Source organism: Jejuibacter sp. L23, assembly GCF_050815825.1.
Taxonomy (GTDB): domain Bacteria; phylum Pseudomonadota; class Gammaproteobacteria; order Enterobacterales; family Enterobacteriaceae; genus Jejubacter; species Jejubacter calystegiae.
In genome coordinates this window covers 3,846,250-3,859,663 of sequence record NZ_CP138199.1, presented here as the reverse complement: position 1 = coordinate 3,859,663, position 13,414 = coordinate 3,846,250, and the positions used below count along the sequence as shown (strand labels likewise).

At 60.2% G+C, this 13,414-nt stretch carries 10 protein-coding genes; 7 read left to right on the top strand and 3 right to left on the bottom strand.

Annotation, left to right across the window (positions count from 1 at the left end; genetic code table 11):
• Positions 1–35: 35 nt before the first annotated feature.
• The 3 genes from acrD to narQ all read right to left on the bottom strand — a co-directional run bounded on the left by acrD (position 36) and on the right by narQ (position 5,685).
• A complete protein-coding gene (gene acrD / locus SCU88_RS18415; RefSeq protein WP_175341950.1) occupies positions 36–3,152 on the bottom strand; it encodes a multidrug efflux RND transporter permease AcrD in 3,117 nt (1,038 codons plus the stop codon).
• A gap of 143 nt (positions 3,153–3,295) precedes the next feature.
• Positions 3,296–3,940, bottom strand: coding sequence for a nitrate/nitrite response regulator protein NarP (gene narP / locus SCU88_RS18410; protein WP_138098841.1), 645 nt, complete (start codon positions 3,938–3,940; stop codon positions 3,296–3,298).
• Positions 3,941–3,975: 35 nt separating this feature from the next.
• Complete coding sequence (gene narQ / locus SCU88_RS18405) at positions 3,976–5,685, bottom strand: nitrate/nitrite two-component system sensor histidine kinase NarQ (RefSeq protein ID WP_138098840.1); 1,710 nt, start codon at positions 5,683–5,685, stop codon at positions 3,976–3,978.
• 300 nt (positions 5,686–5,985) lie between these two features.
• Between narQ and aegA the strand changes: the two genes are divergently transcribed.
• The 7 genes from aegA (at position 5,986) to napB (ending at position 13,411) form a co-directional block, all read left to right on the top strand.
• The gene (gene aegA, locus SCU88_RS18400) at positions 5,986–7,926 is read left to right on the top strand and encodes a formate-dependent uric acid utilization protein AegA (RefSeq protein WP_175341989.1); all 1,941 of its coding nucleotides are present in this window, start codon (positions 5,986–5,988) and stop codon (positions 7,924–7,926) included.
• 261 nt (positions 7,927–8,187) lie between these two features.
• Complete coding sequence (gene napF / locus SCU88_RS18395) at positions 8,188–8,676, top strand: ferredoxin-type protein NapF (RefSeq protein WP_175341988.1); 489 nt, start codon at positions 8,188–8,190, stop codon at positions 8,674–8,676.
• Positions 8,666–8,911, top strand: a complete 246-nt coding sequence (napD, locus tag SCU88_RS18390) for a chaperone NapD (protein ID WP_175341949.1) — start codon at positions 8,666–8,668, stop codon at positions 8,909–8,911. Before napF ends, napD begins: the two co-directional genes overlap by 11 nt.
• A 15-nt stretch (positions 8,912–8,926) precedes the next feature.
• On the top strand, positions 8,927–11,413 hold the full coding sequence (gene napA, locus SCU88_RS18385; RefSeq protein ID WP_175341948.1) for a nitrate reductase catalytic subunit NapA: 2,487 nt from the start codon (positions 8,927–8,929) through the stop codon (positions 11,411–11,413).
• Between the two features lie 4 nt (positions 11,414–11,417).
• Positions 11,418–12,113, top strand: coding sequence for a ferredoxin-type protein NapG (napG, locus tag SCU88_RS18380; protein ID WP_138098837.1), 696 nt, complete (start codon positions 11,418–11,420; stop codon positions 12,111–12,113).
• Complete coding sequence (gene napH / locus SCU88_RS18375; RefSeq protein WP_175341947.1) at positions 12,100–12,966, top strand: quinol dehydrogenase ferredoxin subunit NapH; 867 nt, start codon at positions 12,100–12,102, stop codon at positions 12,964–12,966. Before napG ends, napH begins: the two co-directional genes overlap by 14 nt.
• Complete coding sequence (gene napB / locus SCU88_RS18370; protein WP_138098835.1) at positions 12,959–13,411, top strand: nitrate reductase cytochrome c-type subunit; 453 nt, start codon at positions 12,959–12,961, stop codon at positions 13,409–13,411. Before napH ends, napB begins: the two co-directional genes overlap by 8 nt.
• Positions 13,412–13,414 lie beyond the last annotated feature (3 nt).

The window sequence follows — 13,414 nt, the reverse complement described above, 5'->3', positions numbered from 1 at the left end:
AGGCGACCTGAAAAGGTCGCCTTTTTACATAACGTTTAATCGGTGGGGCGTTCACGTAGCGGGAAACGGCGCCGTACCAGCACAAAGAAGATAGGGACGAAGATAATCGCCAGTACGGTGGCGGCGATCATTCCGCCGATAACCCCGGTGCCCACCGCGTGCTGGCTGCCGGAACCGGCGCCGTTACTGGTGGCCATCGGCAGCACCCCAAAGACAAAGGCCAGTGACGTCATGAGTATCGGACGCAGGCGCTGGCGGCAGGCTTCCATAGTGGCGGCGACAAGCTCCTTACCCGCGGCGTTCATATCGTTGGCGAACTCCACGATCAGGATGGCATTCTTCGCCGACAGGCCGATCACCGTCAGTAGCCCCACCTGGAAGTAAACATCGTTTTCGAGGCCGCGCAGCCAGGTGGCGAGTAGCGCGCCGGCCACTCCCAGCGGCACCACCAGCATCACCGAGAAGGGCACCGACCAGCTCTCGTAGAGTGCCGCCAGACACAGGAATACCACCAGCAGCGAAATCGCATACAGTGCCGGAGCCTGGGCGCCGGACAGCCGCTCCTGATAAGACATACCCGTCCACTCCAGGCCGAAGCCGGTGGGCAGTTTCTGTACCAACTGCTCCATAATATCCATCGCCGTACCGGTACTGACCCCAGGAGCTGCTTCGCCGACGATCTCCAGCGCCGAGTAGCCGTTATAGCGTTCCAGGCGCGGCGAGTCAGTAACCCAGCGCGAAGTCGCGAAGGCCGAGAAGGGCACCATGGTGCCAACGCTGTTGCGTACGTACCACTTATCGATATCTCCCGGCAGCATTCGGTACGGCGCGGCAGACTGAACATAAACCTTCTTCACGCGCCCGCGATCGATAAAGTCGTTAACGTAGCTCGAGCCCCAGGCCGTTTGCAGCGTGTCGTTAATATCGTCTACCGAAATTCCCATGGCCTGAGCCTTACGCTGGTCGATATCCACCTGCAATTGCGGGCTGTCGTCCAGACCGTTATGACGAACCCGGGTCAGGCGCAAGTCCTGGTCCGCCATGGTCAGCAACTGGTCGCGGGCCTTCATCAATGCATCGTGGCCCAGTCCTGCGTGATCCTGAAGCTCCATATCGAAGCCGGTGGAGTTACCCAGACCGCTGATGGCCGGCGGGCTACTGGCGAAGACCCTGGCCTCTTTAATATTGCGGAAGGCTTTGGTGGCCCGCTCGATAATGGCGAACGACGAGCCGGTCTGCGGATCCCGGTCATCCCAGTCATTCAGGCGAATAAACATGCGCGCCACATTCTGACCATTCCCTCCAGGTCCGGAGCCAATGGTGGCGAAGACCGAGCGGACGTTCTCTTTCTCTTCGGTCAGATAGTATTTTTCAATTTTTTCAACGACCTTCAGGGTCTGTTGCTGCGTTGCGCCCGGCGGCAACTGCACCGACGTGGTAAAGACGCCACGGTCTTCATCGGGCAGGAACGACGTGGGCAACTGCATAAACAGCACCACCATACCGCCCAAAATCAGCACGTAGAGCACCAGCCAGCGCAGGGTGCGCTGCAATATCTTGCCCACGCCGGTTTCATAGCGCTGCGCGTAGCGGTTAAAGGTGCGATTAAACCAACCGAAGAAGCCGCGGCTTCCGTGGTGTTCGCCCTTCTTTAACGGCTTAAGCAGTGTGGCGCACAGCGCCGGGGTCAGGATCATCGCCACCAGCACTGAAAGAATCATAGAAGTGACAATGGTGATGGAAAACTGGCGATAGATAGCGCCGGTGGTGCCGCCAAAGAAGGCCATGGGGATAAAGACTGCCGACAGTACCAGGGCGATACCCACCAGCGCTCCCTGTATCTGTCCCATCGACTTGCGGGTGGCGGCCCTGGGCGACAGACCCTCTTCGCTCATAATTCGTTCGACGTTTTCCACCACTACGATGGCGTCATCCACCAGCAGACCGATGGCCAGCACCATGGCGAACATGGTCAGAGTGTTAATACTGTAGCCAAAGCCATAGAGCACCGCGAAGGTGCCCAGCAATACCACGGGCACGGCAAGGGTCGGGATTAATGTCGCCCGAAGATTTTGCAGGAACAGGTACATCACCGCGAACACCAGTACCACCGCTTCGATCAGCGTTTTCACCACGTCGTGAATCGAGGCCTGGACGAAGGAGGTGGTTTCAAAGGCGATACGGTATTCCAGCCCATGAGGGAAGTACTGAGAGAGCTGGTCGAGCCGGGTCAGCGCCAGCTTTGCGGTTTCCATTTCGTTGGCGCCAGAGGCCAGTTTAATCCCCAGCCCCGAAGCGGCCAGGCCGTTATAGCGGCTCAGGTAGTCATATTTTTCCGCCCCCAGCTCCACTTTTGCCACATCCCCCAGCGTCACCAGAGATCCGTCCTGATTGACCCTGAGTGTGATTTTGCGGAACTGCTCCGGGGTTTCCAGCATCGCCTGGGCGTTGATCGTGGCGTTCAGCGCCTGGTCGTCGACGGCGGGCGTTGCCCCTAATTGTCCTACCGCCACCTGGCTGTTCTGAGACTGTATGGCGCTGACCACATCCTGGGTGGTGAGCTGGTAGCTGTTGAGTTTGTCGGGGTTAAGCCAGATACGCATCGAGTATTGAGTGCCGTAGGCATCCACGTCACCCACGCCGTTCACCCGGCTGAGCGGGTCCTGAATATTACTGGCCACATAGTCGGCGATATCCTGCTTATCCATACTGCCGTCGGTAGAGACAAAGGCGATCATCAGAATATTGGTATCGCCGGTTTTCCTGACGGTTACCCCCTGACTTTGTACCGCCTGAGGCAGCTTGCGCAGGGCGGACTGAAGCTGGTTCTGCACCTGTTGCACCGCTTCATCCGGATCGCTGCCGGCCTGGAAGGTGAGGCGAATGGTCGCCTGGCCGGTATTGCTGCTCTGGGATGACATATACATCAGATTATCGAGCCCGGTCATATTCTGTTCGATAACCTGGGTCACGGTATTTTCCAGGGTCTGCGCCGACGCTCCCGGATAGTTGGCGGTGATCCGCACGTTCGGAGGAGCGAGATCGGGATACTGTTCAACCGGCAGTGACAAAATGGCCATCGTCCCCGTCAGACAGAGCAGGATTGCGATAACCCAGGCAAAAATCGGGCGGTCGATAAAAAAGTTCGCCATGTTAAAGAGGGCCTCAAAACAGCAATGGGCGGTAAAAGTAGCGTGGTTGTCACTTTATCCTCTCCTCCAGAGTTAAACGTGGAGAAAATGAGGAGATAGTGTAAATCAGGGACGTTATATGAACATAAATGTATAGACGGGGGTTATATCCCCCGATTCTCCAGGAACAGCACCGTGGCGGCGACCCTCGAGCGCACGTTCAGCTTGCGCAGCAGGTTACGGATATGCACCTTTACCGTCTCTTCAGAAATATGCAGCGTCCCGGCGATCTGCTTATTGGAAAGCCCGCGGGCGACTTCCTGAAGTACATCAAGCTCGCGTTCGGTCAGCGCAGCGAACGGGGACTCCTGAGCGTCAGACATATCGCGATGATTCAGGTATTCCCGGATGCGCTGGCTAAAGGCGCCGCCCTGGGTCGCCCCTTCGCGGATAGCCTCCAGCAGCGTATCGGGATCGCTGTCTTTCAGCAGATAGCCATCGGCGCCGGCGTCGATCATGGCGCGGATGTCCCCTGGCGCATCGCTCACGGTCAGGATAATGACCCGGGCGGTAATACCGTCGCGGCGCAGGGCATGGAGCGTATCCAGTCCGCTCAGGCCTTTCATATTCAAATCCAGCAGGATGATATCCGGCGCAACGCGTTCGGCCAGGCTAACGGCCTCTGCGCCGCTGCTGGCTTCTCCTTCCACGCTGAATACGTCGTCGGTCTCCAGCAACTGACGGATACCGCGACGCATTAACGGATGGTCATCGACAATTAAAACCCGGTAGCGGATCTTTTCTGACATGGGGTAACTCCCTGGAAGATATTCTCTTGTTATCATTATGGCCGGAGTTCGGCCTGTGCTGTGGTCTCGTCCGCCGCGCCGGGGAAGCTGACGCGTACGCGGGTGCCTCCTTCCGGCAGGCGGGAAATCGTCAGTTCGCCGCCGAGACAGTCGGCGCGCTCCTGCATAATATTAAGGCCGTAATGGCCTTCCGGCTCTTCGAGGCTGGGAATTCCCCGACCGTCGTCAATAATATCGGCAATATAGCGGTTGGGCGCCGCACTGTAACAGCGCACCCGAATCTGCCGGGCATCGGCGTGACGAATGGCGTTCAGGAGCGCCTCGCGGATAATCTGTAACAGGTGCACCTGGCGCGGGGCGTCCAGCGCCTGGTCCGCCAGGTTGCAGGTCAGTTCGATAGTCGCTTCGCTGCGGTCGCGCAGCGGGGCGATCATCTCCTGTAAGGCTTCCGGCAGGTTAGCCTGCTGAAGCGTCAGGCGGAAGGTGGACAGAAGCTCGCGTAGCTGGCGGGTGGCATCGTCCAGCGCCTGGGTAAAATCGCTGATAATGGCCCCGGCGCGCGGGTTCTCATCCGGCACCGCGCGGCGCAGCAGCGTAATCTGAATCCGCAGATAAGAGAGCACCTGGGCCAGGGAGTCGTGAAGCTCCCGGGCGATGGTGGCGCGCTCTTCCATCAGCAGTAATTGCTGGTGCTGCTTCTGGGCCTGAAGCAGCCAGACGCCGCGTCCCAGCATATTGGCGACGCTTTCCATCAGTTGCAGGGCGGGTTGTTTATCCCGGGCCTGCCAGCGTAGCTGACCGATGGTTTGCTGCTGCTGGCGAATAGGCGTGCTCTGCCAGGAGAGGTTGTCACGGGCCCGGCCTGCGCTCAGGCACCAGTAGTCTCCTATCTGCATCTCCAGCGCGCAAACCGGTTCGTGGCGCAATACGATCTGCAGCGCCTGCTGAAAATTCTGATTATCGGTCACGCTAATGGTCATGGCCTGGGAGCAGCCGTACAGTACCTCCAACTGGCGGTTGGCCTCCTGCAGACTCAGGGTCTTTTCCTGGACGCTCTCTTCCAGTCGCTGCCACAGTTTATGCAGTTCCCCGGACATGCGGGTGAAACTGTGCGCCAGCCAGCCCAGCTCATTTGGCAGACTGCTGTCGAGATGCGGATGGTCAAAGTCGCCGCGCTCGATAGATTCGCTGGCAGATACCAGTGCGTTCAGCGGCGCCACCACCTGGCGGCGAATACGGCGCAGGGTGAAGAAGATCAGGGTGATAATCGCCAGAAATCCCACGGCCGACACTGCAATCATGACCCTCATTTTATATTCAGCATGGTGCTGAAGCGCCAGAACGAACAGGTCTATCTGCCCGACATAGTCGGCGATATTGGCCTGATACCACTGGCGATCGCCCTGCGCCAGGCGCAGATCCATCTGGCGCCAGTTGTTATCCAGAGCGCGATAACGCTGGCTGACCTCCCCGGGCGTCAGAGGGCTTTCCAGCGCCCTGAGCACCGGCGCCTTCAGGGTTTGCGCGTACAGTTCCCGATGCTGCGCCAGGGCCTGGGGATCGCCCTGCAGGTCGTAACCCAGCCGATAGCTCTGCATCCGTAGGGATCCGGCGATATTCACCGCTTCCGCATCCCGCATACTGCTGGAAAGCGTCAACAGCGCCGCACCGGTCGTCAGCAGCGACAGCAGAACAATCGAAAAAAAGGCGCGCGCAAGGCTGGTCGAAACCGGGCGTTTTACCATGGCGGGTTATTCATTCACTCATTATTTATGTGGGCGCAAGCTATATCAGAAACGGGGGATGAGGCAAAGCGTTTAGCGCTGAAATTTCGCACTGTGCGGCAGCACGACCGTACCAGGATACGATCTGATAAAAAAGGGATAACGTTACTGTTACGATTCCCGTCAGGACGCTCAAATTTTATTGCATCTGCACAACGTTATTTGATCCACCACAGATTACACCACATCAGGCATTGTCTGCGACGTGAAATATCCTTACTAATAGTGCCACTAAATATCGTGCAGATGGATAATGCCATGATGAGTTCTTTCGTCCTTGCCAGCGCGCAGCGCTGCCTGGGGTGCCGCGCCTGCGAAGTTGCCTGTGTAATGGCCCACAATCAGCAGCGTCATCCACTCACGCCTCAGGGTTTTTTGCCGCGGGTCAGAGTGGTGAAGTCGGTGGGGGCGCGTAATGCGGTCAGTTGTCACCAGTGTGAAAGCGCCCCCTGTCAGGCGAGCTGTCCGGTGGCGGTTATCTCCCGGCGCGATGGGGTGATCCAGGTGGCGCAAAGCGGCTGTATTGGCTGTAAGTCCTGCGAGCTGGCCTGTCCCTTCGGCGTCATGCAGGTGGTGGTGGACGATGACGAGTCAGGGGTTCAGGCACTGAAGTGCGATCTGTGTGAAGGGCGCGAAGGCGGCCCGGCCTGTGTGGCGGAATGTCCGACCGGGGCGATAGCGCTGATGACGCCGCAGTGGCTTGGCGCTCAGGGAAAGGCCCGGCGTCAGCAGGCCGCCAGCGGAAAAGGGCTGGCGCCAACCAGGCCGGTCACAGCAGAACAGCTTCTGGCCGCCATTGCGCCACGCGCCGAACCGGCAAAGCGTGAGGCCGCAGAGCGCCGCCAGGATAGTCAGGAGATTGTCCTGGCGTTCAATGCGAAGCAGGCGCAGACCCAGGCCGAACGCTGCCTGAGCTGCGGTACCCACAGCATCTGCGAATGGACCTGCCCGCTACATAATCCGATTCCCCGCTGGCTGGAGCGGGCCAGGCATCAGGGCGAACAGGCGGCCGTTGAACTGTTGCATCAGACTAACTGCCTGCCGGAGGTCACCGGGCGGGTCTGCCCCCAGGATCGCCTGTGTGAAGGCGCCTGTACGTTACGGGATGAAGGCGGCGCCGTAACTATCGGTAATCTGGAACGTTACGTTGCCGACCAGGCGCTGGACCAGGGCTGGCGCCCGAATCTCTCCGACGTGGTCGCCACCGGTAAACGGGTGGCGGTTATCGGCGCCGGTCCGGCGGGGCTGGCCTGTGCCGATCGTCTGGCCCGGGCCGGCGTGGCGGTCACGGTGTTCGACAGGCATCCGGAGATCGGCGGCCTGCTGACCTTCGGTATTCCTGCCTTTAAGCTGGATAAATCGCTGCTGGCGCGCAGGCGCGAGATTTTCAGCGCCATGGGGATAACGTTTGAGCTTAACTGCGAGGTGGGCCGTGATGTTGCGCTACCTCAGCTACTGACGCAGTACGATGCGCTCTTTGTCGGCGTGGGCACGTATCGCGCCATGAGAGCTGGAATTCCTGGTGAAGAGGCGTCCGGCGTCTGCGCCGCGCTGCCCTATCTTATCGGCTATACCCGGCGTGAAATGGGGCTGGAAGCATCGCCTGCATGGCCGTTGCGCGATATGGCAGGCCAGCGCGTGGTGGTATTGGGCGGCGGCGATACGGCGATGGATTGCGTACGTACCGCTCTGCGCCAGGGGGCGCAGGAGGTGACCTGCGCCTACCGTCGCGATGAGGCCAATATGCCCGGCTCGAAAAAAGAGGTCAAACACGCCCGGGAAGAGGGGGCAAGCTTTGAATTCAACGTTCAGCCGCTGGCCTTTGAAACCGATGAGCGGGGGCAGTTAACTGGGGTGAGGATGTTGCGCACCCGAATGGGAGAGCCGGATGCCCAGGGGCGTCGCCGCCCGGAGCCGATCCCCGGTTCTGAGTTTATTCTGTCTGCCGATGCCGCCATCGTCGCCTTTGGTTTCCATCCCCATGCGCTTCCCTGGCTTGAAGAGATGGGAGTAAGCCTGACCCGGGATGGACGCATTCAGGCCAGCGTCACCAGCCCGCGCCCCTACCAGACCAGTCATCCGCAGATTTTTGCCGGCGGCGATGCGGTACGGGGTGCCGATCTGGTGGTGACTGCCATGGCGGAAGGCCGGCATGCGGCCCGCGGAATCCTCGACTACCTGGGGGTAGTCACCCGACCCTGAAGGGGTAGATTTATCCTAAAGAAACGCCCCTGTCAGGCCTGGCCTGACAGGGGGATTCCCCGTTTCGTGCGCCGCTTTTCAATAAACTCGCCCTAACCTTGATCGCACTACGTCTTTTACCCCTAAAGGGTGATGCGGTGGTAACCCCTGCTCGCCTATGTTAACGCCTGAAAACAGGATCGATGCAACGACCCTTAGCGGCGGCGCGAATTCTGAAATAACAAAAGTAATTCTCTTTTTTCTGGGTGCAATGGAATGGCGATAACGCAACTCTCGCGACGTGGTCTGTTGACCGGCTGGCGCCGTTCGACACAGGCCATCCGCCCGCCGTGGAGCGGCAGCGAAGCCGATTTTATCGAGCGCTGCTCGCGCTGCGACGCCTGCTCGGCAGCCTGTGAAAGCGCCATTATCCTGGCAGGTCAGGGCGGCTATCCCCGAATCGATTTCCGCAACGGTGAATGCACCTTCTGCTATGCCTGCGCCCGCGCTTGTCCGCAAGCGCTTTTTACGCCGCGTGACAGCGCGCCCTGGTCGCTACGGGTGGCGGTGAATGACGTCTGCCTGACGCGCCAGCAGGTGGACTGCCGCAGTTGCGAAGACAGCTGCGAGCCGCAGGCGTTGCGTTTTCTTCCCACCCGCGATGGCGTAGCCGCATTGCAGGTCGATGTATCGCTGTGTACCGGCTGCGGCGCCTGCGTGGCGGGCTGCCCGGTTTCAGCCCTGAGTCTGAGGAGTTCTGATGGACAGTAACTGGCAGGTCTGCGGGCTGATGGTGCAAACCCGCCCGGAAAACGTCGCTACGGTGACAGGCGCGCTGAACGCGCTGCCCGGCAGCGAAGTGGCAGTCAGCGATGCCGCTACCGGCAAGCTGGCGGTTGTGATGGAGGCGGCATCCAGCAGGGAGCTGCTGAACAATATTGAGTCGGCACGCGAACTCGCAGGCGTGCTGGCGGTGTCGCTGGTTTACCACCAGCAAGAGAGCTAAGGTGAGGAAACACCAATGAAACTCAGTCGTCGTAGCTTTATGAAAGCTAACGCCGTCGCCGCGGCCGCTGCGGCAGCCGGCATCAGCGTCTCTTCGGTCGCCCGTGCGGCGGTCGGTAAGAGCGATGCCATAAAATGGGATAAGGCGCCGTGCCGCTTTTGCGGTACCGGATGTGGCGTGCTGGTCGGCACCCAGAATGGTCGCGTGGTGGCCAGTCAGGGCGATCCGGAAGCGCCGGTAAACCGCGGGCTTAACTGCATTAAGGGCTATTTCCTGCCCAAGATCATGTACGGCAAGGATCGTCTGACCCAGCCGATGCTGCGTATGCGCAATGGCCAGTACCACAAAGAGGGGGAGTTTACCCCGATTAGCTGGGATCAGGCTTTCGACATTATGGCGGACAAATTTAAGGGCGCCCTGAAAGAGAAGGGCGCCGACGCCATCGGGATGTTCGGCTCCGGCCAGTGGACCATCTGGGAAGGCTATGCCGCAGCCAAGCTGTTTAAGGCGGGCTTCCGCTCTAACAACATCGACCCGAACGCGCGTCACTGCATGGCGTCCGCGGTAGTGGGCTTTATGCGCACCTTCGGGATGGATGAGCCGATGGGCTGCTACGACGATATCGAACAGGCGGACGCTTTCGTGCTGTGGGGCTCTAACATGGCGGAGATGCACCCGATACTGTGGTCGCGCATCACTAACCGCCGCCTGTCGGATACCAACGTTGAGGTTGCGGTGCTCTCTACCTTCCGTCACCGCAGCTTTGAGCTGGCGGACAACGGTATGGTCTTCACGCCCCAGAGCGACCTGGCCATCCTTAACTATATCGCCAACTACATCATCCAGAATAACGCGGTTAATGACGCTTTCTTTAAGCAGCACGTGAATCTGCGTCGCGGCGTCACCGACATCGGCTATGGTCTGCGCCCCAGCCATCCGCTGGAAAAATCGGCGAAAAACGCCGGTTCCGACGCCTCTGAACCGATGAGCTTCGAAGAGTACAAAGCCTTTGTGGCTGAGTACACCCTGGAGAAAACCGCAGAGATGAGCGGTGTGCCGAAAGATCAACTGGAAGCGCTCGCGAAGCTCTACGCAGACCCGAATAAGAAGGTGATCTCCTACTGGACCATGGGCTTTAACCAGCACACCCGCGGCGTCTGGGCCAATAACCTGTGCTACAACCTGCATCTGCTGACCGGCAAGATCTCCCAGCCTGGCTGCGGACCTTTCTCCCTGACGGGGCAGCCTTCCGCCTGCGGTACCGCGCGTGAAGTCGGCACCTTTGCCCACCGTCTGCCTGCCGATATGGTGGTGACGAACGAAAAGCATCGCGCTATTGCCGAACAGCAGTGGCAACTGCCCAGCGGCACCATTCCCGCGAAGGTGGGTCTGCACGCCGTGGCGCAGGATCGCGCGCTGAAGGACGGCACCCTTAATGCCTACTGGGTGATGTGTAACAACAATATGCAGGCCGGTCCGAATATCGATGAAGATCGCATGCCTGGCTGGCGCGATCCGCGCAACTTCGTGGTGGTTTCCGATCCCTATCCAACGGTGAGTGCCCTTGCCGCCGACCTGATTCTGCCTACCGCGATGTGGGTGGAAAAAGAGGGGGCTTACGGTAACGCCGAGCGCCGTACCCAGTTCTGGCGCCAGCAGGTGCAGGCGCCGGGTGAAGCGAAGTCCGATCTCTGGCAACTGGTGAATTTCGCCAAACGCTTTAAGACCGAAGAGGTGTGGAGCGAAGAGTTGCTGGCCCAGAAGCCGGAGTACCGCGGTAAAACGCTGTACGAGGTGCTGTTCGCTTCTCAGGCCGTGAGTCGGTACCCGCTGAGCGAGCTGGCGGAAGATCAGCTTAACGATGAATCCCGCGAGTGCGGTTTCTATCTGCAGAAGGGGCTGTTCGAAGAGTACGCCGCCTTTGGACGCGGCCATGGCCACGATCTGGCGCCTTTCGACGACTATCACAAGGCGCGCGGCCTGCGCTGGCCGGTGGTGGACGGTAAGGAAACCCAGTGGCGCTACAGCGAAGGCCACGACCCCTATGTAAAAGCGGGCGAGGGTTACAAATTCTACGGTAAGCCGGACGGTAAAGCGGTTATCTTCGCGCTGCCTTTTGAACCGGCGGCGGAAGTACCGGATAAAGAGTACGACTTGTGGCTCTCCACCGGTCGCGTGCTGGAACACTGGCATACCGGCAGTATGACTCGCCGCGTACCGGAGCTGCATCGCGCTTTCCCGGAGGCGGTGCTGTTTATCCACCCGCTGGATGCCAAACAACGCGGCCTGCGCCGCGGCGATAAGGTGAAGGTGGTATCGCGTCGCGGCGAGGTTATTTCGATCGTCGAAACCCGCGGCCGTAACCGTCCACCTCAGGGACTGGTCTATATGCCGTTCTTTGATGCCGCTCAGTTGGTTAACAAGCTGACGCTGGATGCGACGGATCCGCTCTCTAAAGAGACGGATTTCAAGAAGTGCGCCGTGAAACTGGAGAAGGTCTGAGTCCATGGCCAGAACGGACGCGCCCGGTCCCGCCCGTCGTCGCTTTTTGCGCGATGTGACGCGTGCCGCCTGCGGTCTGTCGGCGGTGCTGGTTCTGCTGGGTATTCGTACCGAAAGTAGTCGCGCCAGCGGTGTCCGGCTGCGGCCCCCCGGCGCGTTACCGGAACCAGCCTTTTCCCGGGCCTGCGTTCGCTGTGGTCAGTGCGTACAGGCCTGCCCTTACCAGACCCTGAAGCTGGCGACTCTGGCTTCGGGCGAGGCGGCGGGCACGCCGTACTTTGTGGCCCGGGAGATCCCTTGCGAAATGTGCGAGGAGATCCCCTGTGCGGTGGTCTGCCCGAGCGGGGCGCTGGATAGCGGATTGCCCTCTATCGACGCGGCCCGTATGGGGCTGGCGGTACTGCTGGATCAGGAAAATTGCCTGAACTTCCAGGGGCTGCGCTGCGATGTCTGCTACCGGGTTTGTCCGGCTATCGATAAGGCGATCACCCTCACGCCTGAGAGTAATAGCCGCACCGGTAAACACGCCCGCTTCCTGCCTACGGTGCACAGCAGTGACTGTACCGGCTGCGGCAAGTGCGAACAGGCCTGCGTGCTGGAACAGGCGGCGATTAAGGTGCTGCCCCGGGAACTGGCGAAAGGCGAGCTGGGGCATCACTACCGCTTTAGCTGGCTGGAGGGCGCCGATGGCAAATCGTAAGCAGGAAGCCGGTCGCGATGCGCTGGCGGTAAAAGGGTGGTGGCGTAGCTACCGCTGGCTGTTGCTGCGGCGTCTGTGTCAGGTGATGGTGCTGGCGCTGTTTTTGTGCGGCAGTTGGAGCGGCGTCTGGATTCTGCATGGCAACTACAGCAGTAGCCTGCTGCTGGATACGGTGCCGCTCAGCGATCCGCTGATGGTGCTACAAAGCCTGGCGAGCGGCCATCTGCCTGCGACCCTGGCCCTGAGCGGCGCGCTGATCGTCGGGGGATTTTACGCCCTGGCGGGCAGACGTCTGTTCTGTAGCTGGGTCTGCCCGGTGAATCCGCTGACCGATCTGGCCGCCTGGCTGCGTCGGCGGCTGGGGATCACCGCTTCGGCATCGTTGCCGCGCTGGCTGCGCTATCTGATTCTGGCGCTGGTGCTGGCAGGAAGCCTGCTTACCGGCAGTCTGCTGTGGGAGTGGGTGAATCCGGTGTCGATTGCCGGACGCGGCCTGATCTTCGGCTTTGGCGCCGGGATCTTCCTGCTGCTCGCCCTGTTTCTGTTTGATCTTCTGGTGGTTGAACACGGCTGGTGCGGCCACCTCTGCCCGCTGGGGGCCTTCTATGGCCTGACCGGCGGCGCCGGTGCACTGGGCGTAACCGCAGCCGGGCGCGAACGATGCACCCGCTGTATGGACTGTTTTCACGTTTGTCCGGAGCCGCAGGTACTGCGGGCGCCGGTACTGGATAAGCAAAGTCCGGCCCGGATCGCTGGCCGTGACTGCATGACCTGTGGGCGCTGCGTCGATGTCTGCGCCGAAGAGGTTTTCAAAATAACAATTCGATGGAGTTCGGGAGCAAAAGATGAATAGCCCTGTCCGTAAAAAAGGAGTACTGCGCACCCTGGCGGCGGCGCTGATGTTAATGATGAGTGGCATGGCGCTGGCGGAGGGATCGGTGGATCTGAGCCAGTCGCCGGAAGTCTCGGCGACCCCGGAAGGGGCGATTCGTATGCCCAAACAACAGGAGCGTATGGCACTGAACTATGTGAACCAGCCGCCGATGATTCCGCACAGCGTGGACGGTTATCAGGTGACGACCAATACCAACCGCTGCCTGCAGTGCCACGGTGTAGAACACTACCGCACCACCGGCGCGCCGCGCATCAGTCCCACCCACTTTATGGATAGCGACGGTAAGGTGCTTTCCGGCGTGGCGCCGCGCCGTTACTTCTGCCTGCAGTGCCACGTACCGCAGACCGATGCGCCGCCGATTGTGGAAAACACCTTTACGCCTTCCCAGGGCTTTGGAAAGTAGAGG